The organism is Arthrobacter sp. NPDC056691 (genome assembly GCF_042791415.1).
In the GTDB taxonomy this organism is placed as follows: Bacteria; Actinomycetota; Actinomycetes; order Actinomycetales; family Micrococcaceae; genus Arthrobacter.
Genome location: NZ_JBHTXX010000024.1, coordinates 73,114 through 93,309, shown reverse-complemented (window position 1 = coordinate 93,309; position 20,196 = coordinate 73,114). Strand labels below are relative to the sequence as shown.

Here is a 20,196-nt window from a genome sequence, read left to right as displayed (position 1 = left end):
TGGGGTCCTCCCGCATTTAACACCGGCTTAGCCGCATTCCACCCCAGGCCCCGACAGGCACAACCAACTGGCCCAGTCCCCGAACGCTCCATCACGTCCCGCAGCGTTTCCCCAAACCCTTCCGCAGCTGTCGCAGGTTTCCCCCAAACGCTTCCGCAGATCCCCGCCAGGGATGCGGAAGCGTCGGGGGTGAGGCGGCAGGATCTGACAGAGCGTCGGGAGGGAAGCGGCAGGATCTGATGGCGCGTCCGGGCGGAGCCGCCCAAACGGGAGCGAAGATCCGGATAGGAGGCCGCTTTTGGCTGGAAATCGTTGAAATACCGGTGATTTAGGTCAAAAAGTCGCGGAAACACGCGGAATTTATCCCCCTCACGGGTGCAAGCTGGTAAGTTTTCGAACAGTGGCTTGCACGCACGCCGCATGCAGGCTCCAGAATCAAGAGCGTCCAGGAGGACATACATGGCTAAGAACCGTAGTGAACTTGTTTCAGAGGTAGCGGGTAAGGCCGGCACCAGCCAGGCAGCCGTCAACTCCGTGCTCGATGCACTGTTCGAGGTTTTCGAATCTTCTGTCGCCGCCGGCGAGAAGATCACCATCCCGGGCTGGCTTGCAGTTGAGCGCACCGACCGCGCAGCCCGCACCGGCCGCAACCCGCAGACCGGCGAAACCATCCAGATTGCCGCCGGCCACAGCGTCAAGCTGACCGCAGGCTCCAAGCTGAAGGCCGCTGTCTCCAAGAAGTAGTCTTTTGGCAGCTCAGAGGAGCGGCAACCCGAGGGTTGCCGCTCCTCTTGCTTTTAACCCTGGATTCGCCAAAACCCTCGATTCGCCGCCTTGGCGACGGTAGCGGACAATGGATAGGTGCCCTCAGCAGCAAAACCCCTAACCCCGCAACCCGCGCCCGATTCGGGCATGCGGGCTACTGACAGCGCCTTCGGCATTCAGCGTGCCTGGCAGCTGGCCGGTCTCGGTGCCCTCTTCCTGGGACTGGTGGCCGCGTTGCTGTTCTCTGGGGCGGCCGCCGCCCGCGAGGTTTCCGATCCCGGCGCGCTGGTCCGTTGGGGGCTGCCCGTCAGCAAGGCCATCCATAACGTCTCCCTGGCCACGGTCATCGGCGGACTCATCTTCGCCGCGGGCATCCTGCCGCACAGGCTGGGAGATGCGCGGTCGAAGGATGCCGACGCCCCCGAGCACCCGGCCTTCACCCGCGCCCTGGCCATCGCGGCTGCAGCGGGCGTGGCCTGGACGCTGTCCGCCATCGCCGTCCTGGTGTTGACGTACTCCGACGTGGCTGGCCAGGGCATCTCCGGCGACGCCGAGTTCACCCGTGCCCTCGTGTACTTCATGACGGACATTGAAACTGGGCGCGCCTGGCTGGCCGTGACGATTATTGCCGCCGTGGTGACAACCGCCCTCTTCGGGGTCCGTTCGCTGACCGGTCTCGCGTTTACGCTGCTGCTGGCAGTGATCGGGTTGATTCCCACCGCCCTGATCGGCCACTCCGCCAGCTCCAGCGACCACGAAGGTGCTATCAACTCGCTGGGCCTGCACCTGGTGGGGGTCAGCGTCTGGGTGGGCGGCATCATCCTGCTCGTGCTCCTCTCCGGTAGCCTTGCGCCTCGTAACTCTGCCCGCAGCGGCCAGGCGTCCGCGCCCGGAAGCCAGGACATCACCGAACCCGTCCTCCGCCGGTTCTCCTCGCTCGCAGGCTTCGCCTTTGCGCTGGTGTTCGCATCGGGCATCGTCAACGCGAGCATCCGGGTGACCAGCTGGGCTGACCTGTTTGGCTCGGCCTACGGCCAGCTGATCCTCGCGAAGACGGCCGCCGCACTGGTACTGGGCGGAATCGGTTTCATGCACAGGCAGTGGGTCATCCCGCAACTGGCACGCGCGGGGGCGGCCATGTCCGCGCGGCGCGTCCTCTGGCAGCTGATTCTGGCCGAACTCCTGATCATGGGCGCCACGTCCGGCATCGCCGTCGCACTGGGCCGCTCCGCCCCGCCCGAACCCACCACCTACGCCCCGGACGCTTCTCCGGCCTTCATCCTCTCCGGCTACGAGCTGCCCCCGGAACTGACGCCCGCACGCTGGTTCACCGAGTGGCGCCTGGACTGGCTCTGGGTCGCCGTCGCAGTCTTCGGCCTGGTGTCCTACCTGCTCGGCGTGGCCAAGGTCCGCGCACGCGGGGACAAATGGTCCTGGTTCCGCACTACGAACTGGATCATCGGCCTGGTGGTGCTGACCTACATCACGTCGGGACCGCCGTCGGTATACGGCCGCGTCCTGTTCTCGGCGCACATGGTGGATCATATGGCCCTGACCATGGTGGCCCCGATCTTCCTGGTGCTCGGCGCCCCCGTGACGCTGGCGCTCCGGGCACTTCCGGCAAGGAGGGACGGGTCCCGCGGCCTCCGGGAATGGCTCCTGCTGTTCGTGCACTCGAAGTTCTCGCAGGTGGTTACCCACCCGCTGTTCGCGGCCGCCAACTTCGCCGGCTCCATCGTGCTGTTCTACTACTCGGACGCCTTCAGCCTCGCGATGCGGGAACACGTGGGCCACGAACTGATGAACCTGCACTTTGCCCTGACGGGCTACATCTTCGTGCTCAGCATGATCGGCACCGACCCGCTGCCGCGACGCGCGCCGTACCCCTTCCGGCTCCTGCTCCTGCTGGCCACCATGGGCTTCCACGCGTTCTTCGGCGTAGCCATCATGGGCGGCACCAACCTGCTGGCCGCCGACTACTTCGGCAACCTTGGCCGCACATGGGGAGCCTCGGCCCTGCTGGACCAGCAGATGGGCGGCGCCGTGGCCTGGGGCATTGGCGAAGTGCCCACACTGCTGGTGGCGATCGGCGTCGCCATCATGTGGTCAAGGTCAGATGAACGCGAAACCCGGCGCACCGACCGGGCCGCGGACAGGAATAACGACGCCGATCTCACCGCTTACAACGATATGTTTGCCAAATTGGCCGAACGCGACGCCAAGCTGGCTGAACGCAACTCAAAGCTGGAAGGACGCTGATGAGCGAAACCGTACGCACCCACCTCCGGGTCCGCGCCTCCGAACTGGTGGGCCGCAACTGGCTGAACACCGGCGGCAAGTCCTTGGACCTGGAAGCCCTGCGCGGCAAGATCGTGCTCCTGGACTTCTGGACCTTCTGCTGCATCAACTGCCTCCACGTGCTTGACGAGCTCCGGCCGCTGGAGGAGAAGTACTCCGACGTCCTGGTCACCGTGGGCGTGCACTCTCCGAAGTTCGAGCACGAAGCCGATCCTGTCGCGCTGGCCGCCGCCGTGGAACGCTACGAAATCCACCACCCGGTCCTGGACGACCCCGAGCTGGAAACCTGGAAGGCCTACACGGCCCGCGCGTGGCCCACTCTGGTGGTCATTGACCCCGAGGGCTACATCGTGGCCCACCTGTCGGGTGAAGGCCACGCTGACGGCCTCAGCGTGCTCATTCCCGAGCTGATCGCCGAGCACGAGGCGCGCGGCACCCTGCACCGCGGCAACGGCCCGTACGTAGCCCCGGAGCCGACGTCGGGAACCCTGCGGTTCCCGGGCAAGGCCCTCTACCTGCCCGCCGGCCGGGGTTCGGCATCGGCGTCAGGCGAAGAGCCCGACGCCGGCACCTGGCTGGTCACCGATACCGGCCACCACCGCGTCCTGGAACTCGACACCGATTTCCAGACTGTGCTGAGCACCTACGGCTCCGGGGACAAGGGCCATGCCGACGGCCCCGCCGGCGTCGCCCGGTTCAACGAACCTCAGGGTCTTGTCCTGCTGCCGGAAGACGTGGCAGAGAAGACGGGCTACGACGTCGTAATTGCCGACTCCGTCAACCACCGCCTGCGTGGGCTGTCGCTCGCCGACGGAACTGTCACCACCCTCGCCGGAAGCGGCGTGCAGCGGCTCCTCGAGACCGGGCCCGCCCGCGTGGACGAGGACGCCGCCGGCTTTACGGGGCGCCTGGGGGACCACCCCCTGAATGTTGCGCTCAGCTCGCCATGGGACGTCGTCTGGTCCAGCAAGCTGAACGCCGTGGTGATCGCCATGGCCGGCGTGCACCAGATTTTCAGCTTCGAGCCGCTCACCGGCGATGTCTCGATCGTCGCCGGCAACGGACTGGAAGGTCTGCTGGACGGGCCCGCCCACGAGGCCTGGTTTGCGCAGCCGTCCGGTCTGGCCGAGGACGCCAACGGAAATATCTGGGTGGCCGACTCCGAGACCTCTGCCCTGCGCAAGCTGGTGATCGACGACGGCGGAACGGTCACCGTTGAATCAGCCGTGGGCAAGGGCCTCTTCGACTTCGGCTTCCGCGACGGCGAGGCGTCCGCGGCGCGCCTGCAGCACCCGCTGGGTGTCACCGTGCTGCCGGATGGCTCCGTGGCGATTGCCGACACCTACAACGGTGCTGTGCGCCGCTACGACCCGGCCGCCGGCACCGTGTCCACGCTGGCACGGGGTCTGGCCGAGCCATCGGACGTGATTGTCGACCACACCCAGGTGGCGGGCTCCGAACCGCTGCTGGTGGTGGTCGAGGCGAACAAGCACCAGCTCGTGTACGTGCCCATTCCCAAGGAAGCGCAGCAGGTCGACGAGGGCGCCTCCCAGACGCACCGGCCCAAGAGCCCTGTGGCACCCGGTCTGCTGGAGCTCACGGTCCGCTTCACGGCGCCCACCGGCCAGAAGCTCGATGACCGCTGGGGCGACCCCACGCAGCTGAAGATCTCCTCCACGCCGCCGGAGCTGCTTGTGTCCGGCGGCGGCACCTCCGTGGGCCTGCTCCGCACACTGGAACTGGCCTCCGACGTCCCGGAGGGCGTGCTGCACATTACGGCCCGGGCAGCTGCCTGCGACGGTCCGGAAACCGAGGACGGCGAGATCCCGGACCACGCCGCCTGCCACCTCTACCAGCAGGACTGGGGCATCCCCGTGGTGCTGCAGGCCGACGGCGACACCGACCTGGTGCTGGACCTGCGCGGTATGGACTAGGTCCACCGGCAGGAACCACCGCAAAGGCTGCTGTCCGTGACCACGCGTCACGGGCGGCAGCCTTTTACACATACAGGGGGAGGCACGCACCGGAAAGTCGCGGACTGTGCGCAGCCCAAGACGCAAAAACGTGCCCGGCGTGACGCCCGGACATTCCACATACGGGGCCCGGACATTCCACATACGGTAACTGGCCGGTGCCCGGAGGTCCGCTGCGCGTGCACCATGGCGGCATGGACGTTATTCGGGCGCTCACTTTGTGCGGCGGCGTGGCCAGGCGGCCGGTGTTGGCCAGGCTTGGCGTCAGCGATGCTGCCCTGCGCCGGGCAGTACGTGCGGGGCTTCCGCAGCCTGCCCGGGGACTGTACGCACTCCCCACCGCGGCCCCGGCCGACGTGGCGCTGCTCCTTGGCCGGCAACTCCTGACGTGCATCAGCGCGGCGCCCTTCTACCGGCTTTGGACTGTGGCGCCTGCTGAGCTGCGGCATGTCCGCCACCACCGGGGCGTAGCTGCCGACGGCGAGGTGGCTCACCGGCAACTGATCCTGCCGCCGCACCCGCACCGCCCCGTGGCCGCCCTGGGCGATGTCCTGATCCACGCGCTGCGCTGTCTGCCGCCGCGCGAGTCGCTCGTGATGGTGGAGTGCGCTGTGGGACGCGGGGAGATGACTGTGCAGTTCCTGCAGGAGCGGCTGCCGGGCAAGCGCAACGGCAAGGCCCGCCAGGTGTTGGGGTGGGTGGACCGTGGTGCCGAGTCGCTCCTCGAGACTCTGGCCCGGACAACGTTCCGGCAGGCTGGAATACACGTCGATACCCAGGTGCACATCAAGGGAGTCGGCCATGTTGACCTGTTGCTTGAGGGTTGGCTGGTCGTGGAGCTCGACGGCAGGCAGCACGGCGAATGGGCGCAGGTGAAGAAGGACCACCAGCGGAACAACAGGTCAGTGGTTCAGGGCTATACGGTGCTCCGCTACTACTACGCAGACGTGGTGCACCGGCCCGAGCGGATGCTGGCGGAGGTCCTGGCGGTCCTCGCGGGGCCGGGGGGAGCGCGTAAGGCGCGGAGTTGAGCCGGGCAGCGTCACACCAGGCAGGTTTTTGGCCGGCACCCGTTGCCTGCGCCCCGGATTGGCGGGCGCACCCAGGCCGGGCGTCCCGAAAAGCTGCTCAGCGTGACGCGTATTGCGGCAGCCCCTGGAGAGCGCAGCCCTAGAAGGTGAGGAGCGGCGTGACCTTGATGGTGTCGCCGGCGATGTCCAGCCGCGTCGTGAAGCTGAATTCGTGCTCCACGTCCAGCGGGGAGACCGCTCCGGTGAACAGGTCGACCTCCTCGGCCGTGATCTTGGCCTTGCCGTCCAGCGGCGCCACCACCCACTTGCCGTCAAAAGGCTCGATGGTGACTTTCGGGTACTCGGTGATGCTCCACTTGATCGTCCCGGGTTCAATCCGGTTGTTCGTAACATGGTAGAAAGGGCAGTCGGGCTGGAGCCGCTGCTGCTGGCTGGCCTCCGTGGCGCACTTGTCGAGGAACTCCTTGACCCGGGCGGACACCGCCTGGTTCAGTTCGTCCGTGGCATGTGTCAGCAGGTTCAGCGGGGCGGCGGGAGCCTCCCGTCCGGAGACTGTGGCCCGGGTGGGGGGAGCTGCGAAGTACTGGCCGTTGAGGGACGCCTCGTACTCGCCCGGGTAAAACACCGAGAAGCTGCTGTGCCCGCCGGGCATGTTCACCGGCACGCCGTTCATCGTTGCCTCGCTGGAGTTCACCACCGTCACGTCCACGGTGGGCAGCGTGGTGGGCACGAAGGACCATTTGTGGAAGAACAGCCATTCGGTTCCGGTGCTTTCCAGCAGGAACTCGGTGTGCAGCTGGCTGCCGTCGATGGTGTAGTCCATCGGCACCATCACCCGGTTGCCGCCGCGCGCCACTGCGGCGCCGAGCTTGACGTTCGTGATCCGTGAAGCCGACGTCTGCAGGGCCGTGCCGTCGAGCATTGCGGGGTCGGCGTCCGGCACCGACGCGCGGAGCAGGCCCAGCGCCCGTTCACCTTCGCCGTGCTGCAGGGCCTCAATATATTCGCGCACGGGCTGCTGCGGACTGGCCACGGAGGAGTTGACCAGATTGACCGAAATGATGGCGCCAACAATGGCAAGCATGAGGCCCAGCAGCCATCCGGCCGCCGTCTTCACCAACGCTTGACTCATTTGCACGCACCCCACGTTACCTGCAACGCCAGGCAACTCTGGAGTAGCGGCGGTCCCCATGACGTGCAGCCAGCGTTCCGGAATGCCCGACGGCGGGGCCTCCGGCGCCGTTGCCGGCGGCGCCTTGCGCTAGCGGCGGCGCCGGGACGAGGTGCCGAAAACGCCCCGCAGGAGTTCCCGGCCCAGCTGCGTTCCCATGGACCGGGCCATGCTTTTCAGGCCGCTGCCAAAGACCCCGCCGAGGGCGCCGGTGATGTCATCCATCATGCCGCCGGATTGCGGAGCCTGGTGTCTGGCCGGGGGCGGAGGGGCGGGCTGGGTGCTGCTGGGCGGGCCGCCGGACTGCCTGCTGCTGGGGCGGCCGAGGATCTCCTCCTCGATGCGGCGGGCTTCGTTGTCGACGGCTGCTGGGTCAGGACTGCCGGGGACGAATATTTCGGGCGAGGGCACCGGCGGCTGCCCGGGTGCCGCGGCGCCGGTGGGCGCCGCAGCCTTGCCGGTCAGCTTCTCGTACGCTGAGACGTTGTCCACTGCAGTGCCGTACTTCGCGAGCAGCGCCGATCCCGCCACGGTACTCCTGACCAGTTCGGCGGTGCTGGGACCCATAACGGATTCCGGTGCCCGCAGGCGGGTCAGGGCAACCGGCGTTGGGGCGCCTCGCTCGTTCATGACGGTGATGACAGCCTCGCCGATGCCCGCAGAGGTCAGCGTCTCCTCGAGGTCATAGTCGCTGACGGGGAACGTGGAGACGGTCGCCTTGAGCGCTTTCGCATCCTCCGGCGTGAATGCCCGGAGTGCGTGCTGGACGCGGTTGGCCAGCTGCCCGAGGACATCCGCCGGGACATCCTTCGGGGTCTGCGTGACGAAGAAGATGCCCACGCCCTTGGAACGGATCAGGCGGACGGTGGTGGTGATGGCTTCCAGGAAGGCCTTGGAGGCGTCGTTGAAGAGCAGATGCGCCTCGTCGAGGAAAAACACGAGCTTGGGTTTGTCGAGGTCGCCGGCTTCGGGCAGGTCCTCGAACAGGTCCGCGAGAAGCCACATCAGGAACGTGGAGAAGACCATCGGCTTGGTCTGCAGGGTGGGCAGCTCCAGGCAGCTGATGACGCCACGCCCGTCAGGGGCCGTGCGGAGCAGCTCGGCGGTGTCGAACTCCGGTTCGCCGAAGAACCGCTCCATGCCCTGCGCCTCGAGGGTCACCAGTTCGCGGAGGATGACGCCGGCGGTGGCCTTGGACAGGCCGCCCAGTTCCTTGAGCGCTTCCTTGCCCTCGTCGGAGATGAGGAACTGGATGACGGCACGCAGGTCCTTCAGGTCCACCAGCTCAAGGTTGTTCTTGTCCGCAAAGTGGAACACGAGCTGGAGGCTTGATTCCTGTGTGTCGTTGAGCTCGAGGACGCGGGAGAGCAGGATGGGCCCGAAGGACGTAATCGTGGCGCGGACGGGGATGCCGTCGCCGTCCCCGCCGAGGGCCAGGAACTCCACCGGAAACGTCTTCCCGGACCATGCCTGACCGATGCTCTCGGTCCGTTTGGCCAGCTTGTCGCTCCCGGTGGCCGCCGTGGCAAGCCCGGAGAGGTCGCCCTTGATGTCGGCCAGGAACACGGGCACCCCGGCGGTCGAGAGCTGCTCGGCCATCATGTGCAGGGTGACGGTCTTGCCCGTGCCGGTGGCCCCGGCCACGAGCCCGTGCCGGTTCATCATGGACAGCGGCAGCCGGACCGGCGCGTCCTTGTGCAGTTCGCCGTCGACGATGGCGGCGCCCAGTTCGATGGTGGCACCCTCCAGGGCGTAACCCTTCTGGATGGTGGCTACTTTATCTGCGGTGGACTTGTTGGCCATGCCGCCAGCATAGCGGGAGGCGAATGGACGGGATATGTGGACAGCGTCACCGGCGCGGAAAGAAATAACCCGGGCTCCGCCGTCGTTGTTCCCAACGTGCCGGACCACAGCGGGGCCGGCAGCTGCACAACCCCCTACGAAAGGCCGTCCTGCCGTGACTGTTCCCCTCTCCATCCTCGACCTGGCAACCATCGGCAAGGGCCAGACGGCGGCGGAGAGCTTTGCCGGGAGCGTCGCGATGGCCCAGCTGGCCGAAAAGCTCGGCTATCGGCGGGTCTGGTACGCCGAGCACCACAACATGTCTGCCATCGCGTCCTCTGCCACGTCCGTGCTGATCGCCCACGTTGCCGCCCACACCGGGAGCATCAGGCTGGGTGCCGGCGGCGTGATGCTGCCCAACCATTCACCGCTCACCATCGCCGAGCAGTTTGGCACCCTGGAAACCCTGCATCCCGGCCGGATTGACCTGGGCCTCGGCCGTGCCCCTGGAAGCGACCAGAACACCATGCGCGCGCTGCGCCGTGACCCGCATGCGGCCGACACGTTCCCGCAGGATGTCCTGGAACTGCAGGGCTACCTGTCCGGGCCCACCCGCGTGCAGGGCGTTGAGGCAACGCCGGGGAAGGGAACCAACGTTCCCCTCTACATTCTGGGTTCCTCCCTCTTCGGTGCCCGGCTGGCGGCCCAGCTGGGGCTGCCGTACGCCTTCGCCTCGCACTTTGCCCCGAACGCGCTGCAGGACGCCGTCGCCGTGTACCGCCGGGAGTTCAAGCCGTCGGAGCAGCTTGCCGCGCCGCATGTCATCGCCGGCGTGAACGTGGTGGCCGCCGACGCCGCCGCGGATGCCCAGGAGATCCTGCGCGCCACGATGCGGGCCCGCGTCTCACTGTTCTTCGGTGGCGGGCGCCAGTTCACCGACGACGAAGCCGACATGATCCTGGACTCGCCGCAGGGACAGCACGTGTCGCAGATGATGAAGTACTCGGCCGTGGGTACCCCGGACGTCGTCCTGGACTACCTGGACGGCTTCGCCCGGCACGCCGACGCCGACGAACTCATCGTGGCGCACCAGAGCACCGGAACCACAGAGCGGCTGCGTTCGGTTGAGCTCCTTGCAGAGGTGGCCGGACTGGTCAGCGTCTGAACCCAACGGGAAAGAAATTATTAGCAGATATCTTTTGACTTCGGCAAGGGCAGAACCTAGCTTTAGTTGCGCAAGGTCTCAATTTGCTCCTGATTACGGGCCGAACCGCGCCTGCAATTCGGGATGCTCCAAAAGTTTCTGCAGACGCAGGTTTTCCGGGTGGGGGACATGAAAATTAAATCAACTACGACCGCTATTCTCGCGATCTTCCTCATGGCCGGCGGATTGAGCGCCGGGGCTGCTGTTCCGGCGTCCGCCGCCGGCACCACGTACTATGTCAGCGCCGCCGGCAGCGACAGCAACTCCGGGACGGCCAGAACAGCGGCGTGGAAGACGCTGTCCAGGGTAAACCAGGCGGTCCTCAAGCCTGGTGACACGGTCAGTTTCCGCCGAAGCGACACCTTCAGCGGCGGCGTCGTCACCGCACAAAGCGGAGCCTCCACCGCCCCCATTACGCTGAACAGCTACGGCACGGGCAACGCCCCCATAATCACCGGCGGGAAATCCGGAAACTGCATCCGAATCAACGGCAACTACACCACCGTCGAGGGCCTCCGCGCCCTGACTTGCGGATACGCCGGAATCAGTGTTACCGGCGACCACAATACCGTGCGGAACTCCAGTGCGTCCTACAATGCGGTGGGGCTCAAAGTCGGCGCAGGCTCCGACTTCGGCAAATACACGGGAAATTCACTGGCCAGCAACAACGTCATGAATGTGAATACGCCGGGCACTAATTGCGGAACGTCGGCCGCAGTGAACTGCAGCGACGACTCCGGGGCTTTTGGCGTGCTGATCAACGGCAGCGATAACGAGTTTTCCGGCAACACCGTCAGCGGGTCCACCGGCAAATCCTATGACTACAACCAGGACGGCGGTGCGTTCGAAATCTACAACGGCAACCGCAACAGCATTCACCACAATGTGTCGCTGGACAACAACAACTTCTCCGAACTTGGAAAGTCCTCGGGAACGGCAGACGGCAACACGTTCCGCTACAACCTCATCCGATCAACCTGCGGCGCCAACTGCTCCGAGGCCAAGGGCCTGATTGCCCGTGGAAACGGAACGTCGTTCGGACCCACCAACGGCACCGTCTTCGAGTTCAACACCGTCTACCTGACCGGCACCCAGTCGCAGGCGGTCGTTTGCCACGCGACCTGCCCCGCCTCGACGGTGATCCGCGCCAACATCCTGGTGGGCGTCAAGAACTCCCTGTGGATCAACGGTTCCGGCTGGACCGAGAAGCAGAACGTCCTGAACGGTCCCGTCAACATCACTCCGAACAGCACGTCCACGACGGCGGCGGCCCGCTTCTTGGGTGCTCCGGCGGACCTCCGCCTGACGGGCACCAGCCCCGCTATCGACAGGGCCGGCACCACGCCCTACACAATGGATCTCATGAGCAAGCCCTCAGTGCAGAACGGGGACTGTGCCGGAACGGCCGCCGCTGATGCCGGAGCCTACGAATACGATTCGCCCAACTGCTGAATCCAGTTGGCTGTAACTTCGGCCCGCGAAGTTACACGAACGCAATAGCCGGGATATTCAGGGGAAACGGCCGCGTCGGACACTTGAGGTGTCCAAGACCGATTGGGGATGATCCGAAGGATTACCGCGCATGCCCACTCCGCTTAACCAGACGGTGGCCGATTCCGCACTGCTGACCAAATCCCTTCCGCTGGGCCTGCTGCGGGCCTTCGTCCAGTCGGAGGCTGCCGACGACGGGCTCACACCCCAGCTGCTCGGCGAACTGAAGGTTCTGGCCCGGACTCCCAGCTTGCTCGTCGCCTGCAATTATGGCGGCACCCTGTGTGCCGCCGAAGGCATCTCCACGGAAACACTGCCGCTTGGCGGCGCGGCCATCGCCCTCCGCGCCCTGGCCGCCCTGCCCAACACCCATGCGGCCGTCATCTCCGGACGGTCCCTGCGTGACCTGGCCGCGGTCTCCAGGCTTCCCGCCGAGGTCCACCTGGTGGGTTCGCACGGGGCGGAGTTCGACATGGGATTCGCCCACGGACTGTCCCTGGCCACCGAGTCGGTGCTGCAGCAGGCCAACCAGGCGCTGCTCGAAGCGGTGGGCGCCTACAAGGGAATCACCATCGAACGGAAGCCCGTTGCGGTCTCGGTCCACACCAGGCCCGCCGCCCCGGACATCGTTGCCAAGTGCGCCCGGAAAGCGGAGGAGGTGGCCCGGGCCCTGGGGCTGTTCTTCATCGTGGACGGCTCTGTCCTCGACCTGTCCGTGGCGCAGCCGTCCAAAGCCGATGCCCTGGACCACCTGCGCGCACGCCTGGGGGTTAGCGCGGCGCTGTACGCGGGTGACGCCATGAGCGACGAACTGGCCATGGCCACGCTCCGCGGCCCGGACATGGGCCTCTGGGTGGGTGACCTGCCAACGTCGGCCAAACACCGGCTAAAGGATCCGGAGTCGTTTGCGCGCGTGCTCGGAATCCTCTTCGAGCTGCGCCGGGCCTGGCTTTTCGGTGAGGACGCCGTCGGCCTGGAGCGCCATTCCATGATCGGGAACGGCTCCTCCACGGCGCTGGTGACGCCCGAGGCCAAGATCTGCTGGATGAGCCACCCCCTGCCGGACTCGGGCTCGCTCTTTGCCCACATCCTGGGCGGCGACGCCGCCGGGCACTTCTCGGTGGAACCGGTCAAGGCGTCGCGGGTGCTCGGCCAGCGGTACGTGGACAGCACCATGATCGTGGAAACGCGGTGGGCGGACGTCACCGTGACCGACTACCTTGAACCCGCGCCGGAAGGCATCACCAGCCTGGTCCGGGTACTGTCCGGCACCGGCGCGGCGCGGATCGTCTTCGCGCCCCGGCCGGACTACGCCAATGCGCCGTTCAGCATGGAGGCCCGCGGCGGCGAGCTTCACGTCGTCGGCACCTCTGATCCCATCATCCTGCTGGCACCGGGCATCAGCTTCGCCGTCACCACGGACGGGCGTCACGCCACGGCCACCGCCGAGGTCAACCTGCGGCACGGGCCGGTGGTCCTCAACCTCCGGTGCGGCGATACGGAACCACACCGTCCGTCGGCTTCCGGCGCGGCGGTGACGGACGAGGCGGACCGCCGGGCCGCCGTCGCCCATCATTCCCGCCGCTGGGTGCAGGGCCTGGCGCTGCCGTCCGTCAAACCGTCGCTGGTGCGGCGTTCGGCCCTGGTGCTGCGCGCGCTGGTCCATGAGCCCACGGGCGCAGTGCTCGCGGCCCCCACCACGTCCCTTCCGGAGGGCATCGGCGGGACCCGGAACTGGGATTACCGCTACTGCTGGCTGCGCGACGGCTCGATGACCGTCAACTCCCTGGTGGATCTGGGGTCAACAGCGGAAGCAGAAGGATTCCTCAGCTGGCTGACCGGCATCCTGGCAAACGCCCCGGGGCCGGAGTGGCTGCATCCGCTGTATTCCGTCACCGGTGCACCGCTGTCCACGGAGGCCATCATCGAGAGCCTGCCCGGGTACGCGGGATCGCGTCCCGTGCGGATCGGCAACGCCGCGGACCACCAGGTCCAGCTGGATGTCTTTGGCCCGATTGCCGAGCTGATCCACGGACTGAGCGAGTGTCAGGGTTCGCTGGCGGACGGGCACTGGGAGCTGCTGGTCCAGATGGCCAGTGCCGTGCTGGCACGCTGGCATGAGGCGGACCACGGCATCTGGGAGGCGCGCCGCGCACCGCGCCACCATGTCTACACCAAGGTGATGTGCTGGGTCACGCTGGACCGTGCCCTCCGCACCGCCGCACGCCACGGCCGCAGCCCCGAGCCGGCCTGGGCGGACACGGCGGCCACCATCCGGGACGAGGTCCTCCGCGAGGGCTGGGACGATAGTTCCGCGTCTTACACCGTCGCCTACGACAGCCCCGACCTCGACGCCGCGGTCCTGCACATCGGGCTGTCCGGCCTGCTCGACGTCAACGACCAGCGGTTCCTCGACACCGTCACGGCCGTGGAGCGGGAACTGCGGGTGGGACCCACGGTCTTCCGGTACAAGTACGACGACGGCCTGCCGGGTTTGGAGGGCGGGTTCCACATCTGCACCACCTGGCTGATTGAGGCGTACGTGGCGGTGGGCCGGATCGCCGACGCCTGGGATCTCTTCGACCAGCTGGTCAACCTGTTCGGCCCCACCGGCCTGCTCCCGGAGGAATACGACCCGGGCACCGAGACGCACCTGGGGAACCACCCGCAGGCGTACTCACACCTCGGGTTCATCCGCTGCGCCCGGCTCCTGGACCGGCACCAGCGGAGCTAGCCCTGTCCTGTCCGGGACCTACGCCCGGGAAGCCGCGAAGATCGCCGGCGCAGGGCCTGCCCCGGTGGCAAGGTCCGCGAGGATCCGGCCCACCACCGGCGTGAACTTGAAGCCGTGGCCGGCGAAGCCTGCCCCGATGACCACGGGGCCGATGCGGTCCAGTACGAAGTTGTGGTCCGGTGCGGTGGTGTAGGTGCAGCTGATGTCGGTCATCGCGTCGGCGTCCACGCCGGGCAGCCAATTCCTCGCGTACTGCTGGAGGGCTGCGCGCTGGCGCGGTTCGGGCAGGTAGGACCTCCGGTCCGGATCCACCACGGGCCCCACGCCGTGCCAGCCGGCCTTGACGCCCTCGCCGGGGGTCAGCATGCCGTACACGGGGGAGTACCAGCCGGCGTAGTCCCTGCCCTGGCCAGGGAAGTGGTTGAAGCCCGGCCACGTGGCGCCGTCGTCGGTGATGCCGAAGTGGGCCGGCTGTTCCTGGGTCACGGTCAGCCGCGGGGTTGTGACTGAGCCTGCGAGCAGCTTGGAGGTCCAGCCGCCCGCGGTGACCACCGCCTGCCGGGCGGTGAGCACCTCCGTCCGGCCGCCGTCGTCCACGGTGAGCCGGACGCCGTCGTCGAGTATTTCCAGCCCCACAACCTTCACGCCATGCCGAATTGCCGCACCGTTCCTCGCCGCGAGCCGCTGGAACGCCGGAAGGGCGGCCTCCGGGTTGAGCTGGCCGCCGTCGGGCATGTGGAGCACCTGCTGGTCGAAGCGGATGCCGCGCCAGCGCTCGCCGGCTTCGGCGGGCGGCACGAAGTCCGCCCGCAGGCCGGCGCTGCTCAGCGCTGCGTGGATCTCGCCGATGCGCGGGTCGGGGCCGTGGTTGACGACGCCGGTGCGCGCCAGCAGCCGCTCGCCGCTCTCGTCTTCGAGCTCGGCCCAGAGCTTCAGCGTTTCGGCCAGCATGGCGACGTACTCGGGCTCGGCGTAGGCGAGACTCAGGTTCCGGGTGGCGCCGTGCGAGGCCCCTTTGTGGTGGCCGGGCGTGAACTGCTCGAGCAGGGTCACGTCCCGCCCACGGGCAGCCAGCGCCCAGGCTGCGGCGGAACCCATGGCTCCGCCTCCGATGATGACGGTGTCCAGGGTGGTGTTCAAGATTTCCTCCAGTTCGGGTGGCAGCCGCGGCGCGGTTAGGGATGGGGCGGCGGTTATGCCAGAAGCAGGGCCACGCCGATCATCGCGGGCACGGCCACGATGGTGGTGATCAGGACGGTGTCCTTCGCGACCGTGAGCCCGGCCTTGTACCGGCTGGCGGCGACGAACACATTCTGGGCGGTAGGCAGGGCGGAGGTGACCACGACGGCGAACAGTGCCGGGCCGTCCAGACCGAGGGCGAAACGCGCAAAGAGGTAGGCGACGCCCGGGTGCACGAAGAGCTTGAAGCCGCTGGCCAGCAGGGCATCGGCTCTCCGGCCGGCGGCTGCCTGCAACGGCTTTGATCCGTTCAGGCTCATGCCGAAGGCCATCAGCATGGCCGGGATTGCGGCGCCGCCGATCAGGTGGATGGGCTCCAGCAGCAGTGGCGGGACCTGCCAGTCCGTTCCTGCGACCAGCAGGCCAAGGGCGGAACCGACGATCATGGGATTCTTCAGGATCAGCATCACGAACCGGAGCGGCGTGGTCCGGTGCGAGCTGGTGGTGGCATCGAGGGCCATGAGGAACATCGGCGTGAAAAATGCCAGCTGGAAGATCAGCAGGGGAGCCACATGGCTGGCGTCGCCGAGGACGTACACGGCAATCGGGATACCCAGGTTGGCGGAATTGGCCAGTGAGGCGCTCATGGACGACATCAGCGATTCCGGAACGCTCCGCTTGAGCAGGAACCTGACGATGACAAAGAACAGGGCGGCAGTGGTGACGGCGCCGACTGCTGCCACGAGCAGCGGAGCAGCGAACACATCGTGCAGGCTCGCCCGGCTGAGCGTCTCGAAGAGCAGCGCGGGACTGGCCACGAAGAAGGTCAGTCCGCTCAGGACCTGGCGGGCATTCTCGCCCAGGATCTTGCGCCTGCCCACGAACATGCCCACCAGAATGATGGACCAGACCACGAAAAAGCCTGCGAGGACGCCTAGCACGGGGCTGCCGCCGGGGGCATGTTTGGGCAGGGGGTGGCATCCACCATCCCAGCCTAATCAGATTTATTCAGCCGCGGTTGGTCTTGTGGCAGGGATCTCGCGGTTGCGTTGGCTTGTTACTTGGGGACCGCGCCAGAGTTGGCCACGCGTTGAAGTTAGCTCAGTGCGGCGTTGTTGAGCGCGAAGGGCGGCCGAAGCAGGCCCGGCGTGAGGCCTTCGGCGGGGTCGTTGCCCAGCTGGATGATGCGGTTGTCCTTGTCCACGTGGACAACCTTGGGCTGGTACGCCCTGGCTTCCTCGGTGGTCATCTGCGCGTACGTGATCAGAATGACGGTGTCGTTCTCGTGCACCAGGTGGGCTGCGGGGCCGTTGATCCCGATGACGCCGGAACCGCGCTCGCCGGCGATGGTGTAGGTCTCGAGGCGGGCGCCGTTGGTGACATCCACAATGGCCACGAGCTCGCCGGGCAGGATGTCGGCAGCGTCGAGCAGGTCCAGGTCAACGGTGACGGAACCCACGTAGTGCAGGTCCGCGTGCGTGACGGTGGCCCGGTGGATCTTGGACTTAAACATTGTGCGATTCATAACGTCAACAGTCTAACGCCGGGGTCAACGCTTGGCTGTGAGCCAGGGAACACCCCGCTACACCGCTTCTCCGTCTTTTGTTGTTCCGTCTGCCGCTCCTTCTATTGGTGCCGTTGCTGCTGTTGTGGCCGGTGCGCTCGTTGTCGCGGGGGCGCCGGAGGCGTCCGCTCCGGTATCGATTTCCTGGGCGGCCGCAATGGAGGCGGCCGTGGAAGCGAGGATTTCGCGGGCGGCGAGGATGGCTGGGCGCTGCGCGCCGGAGCGCCGCACGGACGTGAAGACCGTCCGCCTCGGCTTGCCGGGAAGGTCCAGCAGCTTGGCCGTGGTGCCCCGGCCGGTCCACACCAGATCCGGCATCAGGGCGACGGCGTTTCCGGACTCGATCAGCCGGATCTGGGCCTGCAGGTCTGCCGTTTCAAAGCGGACATCGGGCTCGAAGCCTGCACTCCGGCAGGCTTGCTCGGCCCAGTGCCGCGACGCCGCGCCGCGCGGTTCCATCACCCAGGGCATCTCCGCAGTGTCTGCGAGTGACTCGACTTTCGCCCTGCCCTCGGCGGGCGGCGGCACTGCGAGGCGGATAGCGTCGCCTGTGAGTCGTACGCGGTCCAGTTCGGGGTAGCGGGGCGCCGCGTGGCCAGGGTACTGCTCGGCGATGACCAGGTCGAAGTCGCGGGCCCAGGTCTCATGCAGCGCCGTCTCCGGTTCGCGCTGCGTCATCTCGATCCGAACCTCGGGGTATGTCGCTGCGAGCCGGGTCAGTGCATCAGGCATCAGAGCCAGCGCCGCGGACTGGAAGACGGCGATCCGTACTGTGCCCGAGACGGTGGTCAGGGATGCGGCCAGGTCCGCCTCGGCCTGCTCCAGGGTTTCCAACAGGTGGGCTGTATGCGCCACCAGAACCTCGGCCTGCGGGGTCAGTTGCACGCGCCGCCCGGTCTTCCTGAGCAGTTCCACCCCCACTTCCTTCTCAAGCAGGGCCAATTGTTGGGAAACTGAGGAAGGACTGAACTGCAGGGCTGCTGCCACCTCGGCGAGCGTGCCCCGGATCTTCAGCTCGCGGAGCAGCCTCAACCGGCGGACATCAAGCATGGACTGTTCCTTGGATTGCACAAATGAATAGTTGGACTAACGAATACTGGTTAGAAGTATGCACTTTATCTAATGCAACAACGCTTGCATACTAAACAGATTGAGTTACCCCCATCACAGGGCGAAATGATGGGGCCGCACCTACGCAGGAGTCCCGATGAGTACAACAGATCCGTCGCAGTCAATCTTGAGGCGCAAGCCCATTGACGATATCGAAGTAGAGAACAAGCACAGCGGCCTATTCAAGTCCCTCGGGCTGTGGCAGCTGACCGCCATCGGCGTCGGCGGCATCATCGGCGTCGGCATCTTCTCCCTGGCAGGCCTGGTGGCGCACGGCAGCGCGGACACGCCCGGCGTCGGACCTGCGGTGCTGATTTCCTTCCTGATCGCCGGCCTGGCCTCGGCCGCCGCGGCGCTGTCCTACGCAGAGTTCGCCGGCATGATCCCCCGCGCCGGCTCGGCCTACACCTACGGCTACGTCGCCCTGGGCGAAATCATCGGCTGGTTCATCGGCTGGGACCTGCTGCTGGAGTACATCGCGATCGTGGCCGTGGTGGCCATCGGCATCTCCGGCTACTTTGACGCCTTCCTGTCCGGCATCGGGATCCACATGCCCGCATGGATGACGTCCACGGTGGACGAGGGCAAGGGTGGCATCATCAACATCCCGGCCATCCTTGTTTGTCTGCTGGTGACCTGGATCCTCTCCCGCGGCACCAAGACCTTCGGCCGGTTTGAACTGATCGCCGTTGCCATCAAGGTCGTCCTGATCCTGTTCATCATCGGGCTGGGCGTCTTCTACATCAACACCCAGAACTTCAACCCGTTCATGCCCAGCGGCTTCGGGCCCGTCCTGGCCGGCTCAGCCACCGTGTTCTTCGCCGTGTTTGGGTACGACGCCATGAGTACGGCGGCCGAAGAGGCAACCGACGGCAAGAAGCACATGCCCAAGGCGATCATCCTGTCGCTCATCATTGCCATGCTGCTCTACGTTGCCGCCACCCTCGTGCTCACGGGCATGCAGAACTACAAGGACATTGATCCCGCTGCCGGCTTCGCGTCGGCGTTCCAGGGCGTCGGCCTTCCCGTCATCGCGACCATCATCTCCGTGTTTGCCGTGCTGTCCATCCTCACCGTGATGCTCACGTTCCTCCTCGGCGTCACCCGCGTGTGGTTTTCCATGAGCCGTGACGGTCTCCTTCCCGGCTGGTTCTCGAAGACCGACCGGCACGGAACCCCGCAGCGCGTGACCTGGATCGGCGGCATTGCGTCGGCGCTTCTGGCCGGCGTGTTCCCCATCAAGGCCGTCGCCGACCTCACCAACATCGGCATCCTCGCCGCGTTCGTGGTGGTGTGTGTTTCCGTGATCATCTTCCGCTACACCAAGCCCGAGGCGCCGCGCACCTTCCGTCTGCCGCTGATGCCGGTGGTCCCCGCTTTCGGTGTCCTGGCCTCTGCCTTCCTGATGTTCCAGCTGCACTGGGAAACCTGGCTGCGCTTCGTCATCTGGCTCGTGATCGGCCTGGTGATTTACTTCGGCTACGGCAAGCGGCACTCCCTCATGAACCCGAACAGCCCGCGGCACAACGAGGCTGTGGAGATGCACACGCCCGTGTAGCTCCCTCGTTCTTTGCCATGCCGACGGACCCTCCCGCACCCCAGGTGCGGGAGGGTCCGTCTTTTAGCGGCGAGAGCTGATGGAGCGTTTGGGAAAAGGCGACAGAAGCTGATGGAGCGTTTGGGTTTCCCGAACCCTTCCTCACGTCCCGCGGGGATTTCCCGAACCCTTCCTCACGTCCCGCGGGGATTTCCCGAACCCTTCCTCACGTCCCGCGGGGATTTCCCCAACGCTCCATCAGGTCCTGCGGGGATTTCCCGAACCCTTCCTCACGTCCCGCAGGGATTTCCCGAACCCTTCCTCACGTCCTGCGGGGATTTCCCGAACCCTTCCTCA

General features: G+C 66.5%; 14 protein-coding genes. 8 read left to right on the top strand and 6 right to left on the bottom strand.

Annotated features, from left to right (window positions below):
* Nucleotides 1–459: 459 nt before the first annotated feature.
* The 4 genes from ACFRAU_RS17885 to ACFRAU_RS17870 all read left to right on the top strand — a co-directional run bounded on the left by ACFRAU_RS17885 (nt 460) and on the right by ACFRAU_RS17870 (nt 6,067).
* Nucleotides 460–744: an HU family DNA-binding protein gene (locus ACFRAU_RS17885; protein WP_003803320.1), complete on the top strand. Its 285-nt coding sequence runs from the start codon at nt 460–462 to the stop codon at nt 742–744.
* A 168-nt stretch (nt 745–912) separates the two neighbouring features.
* Complete coding sequence (locus ACFRAU_RS17880) at nt 913–3,024, top strand: cytochrome c oxidase assembly protein (protein WP_377994698.1); 2,112 nt, start codon at nt 913–915, stop codon at nt 3,022–3,024.
* Nucleotides 3,024–4,997: an NHL domain-containing thioredoxin family protein gene (locus ACFRAU_RS17875; protein WP_378000922.1), complete on the top strand. Its 1,974-nt coding sequence runs from the start codon at nt 3,024–3,026 to the stop codon at nt 4,995–4,997. Before ACFRAU_RS17880 ends, ACFRAU_RS17875 begins: the two co-directional genes overlap by 1 nt.
* Nucleotides 4,998–5,230: 233 nt before the next feature.
* Nucleotides 5,231–6,067 carry a DUF559 domain-containing protein gene (locus tag ACFRAU_RS17870; protein ID WP_378000921.1) on the top strand — a complete coding sequence of 279 codons (837 nt, stop codon included), beginning with the start codon at nt 5,231–5,233 and terminating at the stop codon, nt 6,065–6,067.
* Nucleotides 6,068–6,206: 139 nt separating this feature from the next.
* Here ACFRAU_RS17870 and ACFRAU_RS17865 read toward each other — a convergent pair whose 3' ends face one another.
* Together ACFRAU_RS17865 and ACFRAU_RS17860 are read right to left on the bottom strand one after the other, a co-directional pair.
* Nucleotides 6,207–7,199, bottom strand: a complete 993-nt coding sequence (locus ACFRAU_RS17865) for a hypothetical protein (protein ID WP_377994700.1) — start codon at nt 7,197–7,199, stop codon at nt 6,207–6,209.
* 129 nt (nt 7,200–7,328) lie between these two features.
* A complete protein-coding gene (locus ACFRAU_RS17860) occupies nt 7,329–9,041 on the bottom strand; it encodes a helicase HerA-like domain-containing protein (protein WP_378000920.1) in 1,713 nt (570 codons plus the stop codon).
* Between the two features lie 154 nt (nt 9,042–9,195).
* Between ACFRAU_RS17860 and ACFRAU_RS17855 the strand changes: the two genes are divergently transcribed.
* The 3 genes from ACFRAU_RS17855 to ACFRAU_RS17845 all read left to right on the top strand — a co-directional run bounded on the left by ACFRAU_RS17855 (nt 9,196) and on the right by ACFRAU_RS17845 (nt 14,449).
* Nucleotides 9,196–10,185: an LLM class flavin-dependent oxidoreductase gene (locus ACFRAU_RS17855; RefSeq protein ID WP_377994702.1), complete on the top strand. Its 990-nt coding sequence runs from the start codon at nt 9,196–9,198 to the stop codon at nt 10,183–10,185.
* Between the two features lie 168 nt (nt 10,186–10,353).
* Nucleotides 10,354–11,676 carry a hypothetical protein gene (locus ACFRAU_RS17850; RefSeq protein WP_378000919.1) on the top strand — a complete coding sequence of 441 codons (1,323 nt, stop codon included), beginning with the start codon at nt 10,354–10,356 and terminating at the stop codon, nt 11,674–11,676.
* A 130-nt stretch (nt 11,677–11,806) separates the two neighbouring features.
* Nucleotides 11,807–14,449: a trehalase-like domain-containing protein gene (locus tag ACFRAU_RS17845; protein ID WP_378000918.1), complete on the top strand. Its 2,643-nt coding sequence runs from the start codon at nt 11,807–11,809 to the stop codon at nt 14,447–14,449.
* Between the two features lie 18 nt (nt 14,450–14,467).
* Here the strand turns inward: ACFRAU_RS17845 and ACFRAU_RS17840 are convergent, their stop codons facing one another.
* The 4 genes from ACFRAU_RS17840 to ACFRAU_RS17825 all read right to left on the bottom strand — a co-directional run bounded on the left by ACFRAU_RS17840 (nt 14,468) and on the right by ACFRAU_RS17825 (nt 18,242).
* Nucleotides 14,468–15,589: an FAD-dependent oxidoreductase gene (locus tag ACFRAU_RS17840; protein ID WP_378000917.1), complete on the bottom strand. Its 1,122-nt coding sequence runs from the start codon at nt 15,587–15,589 to the stop codon at nt 14,468–14,470.
* Nucleotides 15,590–15,642: 53 nt separating this feature from the next.
* Nucleotides 15,643–16,569 (bottom strand): AEC family transporter, encoded by a 927-nt coding sequence (locus tag ACFRAU_RS17835; protein ID WP_378000916.1) that lies wholly within the window; start codon nt 16,567–16,569, stop codon nt 15,643–15,645.
* A 155-nt stretch (nt 16,570–16,724) separates the two neighbouring features.
* Complete coding sequence (panD, locus tag ACFRAU_RS17830) at nt 16,725–17,153, bottom strand: aspartate 1-decarboxylase (protein WP_377994707.1); 429 nt, start codon at nt 17,151–17,153, stop codon at nt 16,725–16,727.
* A 57-nt stretch (nt 17,154–17,210) separates the two neighbouring features.
* Nucleotides 17,211–18,242, bottom strand: a complete 1,032-nt coding sequence (locus ACFRAU_RS17825) for a LysR substrate-binding domain-containing protein (RefSeq protein WP_377994708.1) — start codon at nt 18,240–18,242, stop codon at nt 17,211–17,213.
* Between the two features lie 157 nt (nt 18,243–18,399).
* On the opposite strand from ACFRAU_RS17825, the gene ACFRAU_RS17820 reads away from it, so the two are divergent.
* Nucleotides 18,400–19,860: an amino acid permease gene (locus ACFRAU_RS17820; protein WP_378000915.1), complete on the top strand. Its 1,461-nt coding sequence runs from the start codon at nt 18,400–18,402 to the stop codon at nt 19,858–19,860.
* The last annotated feature ends 336 nt before the right edge of the window (nt 19,861–20,196 follow it).

Bases quoted from the DNA above. Each gene is read 5' to 3' on its own strand.
- ACFRAU_RS17885 (WP_003803320.1), top strand. From the start codon at position 460: ATGGCTAAGAACCGTAGTGAACTTGTTTCAGAGGTAGCGGGTAAGGCC.
- ACFRAU_RS17865 (WP_377994700.1), bottom strand. From the start codon at position 7,199: ATGAGTCAAGCGTTGGTGAAGACGGCGGCCGGATGGCTGCTGGGCCTC.
- ACFRAU_RS17850 (WP_378000919.1), top strand. From the start codon at position 10,354: ATGAAAATTAAATCAACTACGACCGCTATTCTCGCGATCTTCCTCATG.
- ACFRAU_RS17860 (WP_378000920.1), bottom strand. From the start codon at position 9,041: ATGGCCAACAAGTCCACCGCAGATAAAGTAGCCACCATCCAGAAGGGT.
- ACFRAU_RS17820 (WP_378000915.1), top strand. From the start codon at position 18,400: ATGAGTACAACAGATCCGTCGCAGTCAATCTTGAGGCGCAAGCCCATT.
- ACFRAU_RS17825 (WP_377994708.1), bottom strand. From the start codon at position 18,242: ATGCTTGATGTCCGCCGGTTGAGGCTGCTCCGCGAGCTGAAGATCCGG.
- ACFRAU_RS17880 (WP_377994698.1), top strand. From the start codon at position 913: ATGCGGGCTACTGACAGCGCCTTCGGCATTCAGCGTGCCTGGCAGCTG.
- ACFRAU_RS17845 (WP_378000918.1), top strand. From the start codon at position 11,807: ATGCCCACTCCGCTTAACCAGACGGTGGCCGATTCCGCACTGCTGACC.
- ACFRAU_RS17870 (WP_378000921.1), top strand. From the start codon at position 5,231: ATGGACGTTATTCGGGCGCTCACTTTGTGCGGCGGCGTGGCCAGGCGG.
- panD (WP_377994707.1), bottom strand. From the start codon at position 17,153: ATGAATCGCACAATGTTTAAGTCCAAGATCCACCGGGCCACCGTCACG.
- ACFRAU_RS17875 (WP_378000922.1), top strand. From the start codon at position 3,024: ATGAGCGAAACCGTACGCACCCACCTCCGGGTCCGCGCCTCCGAACTG.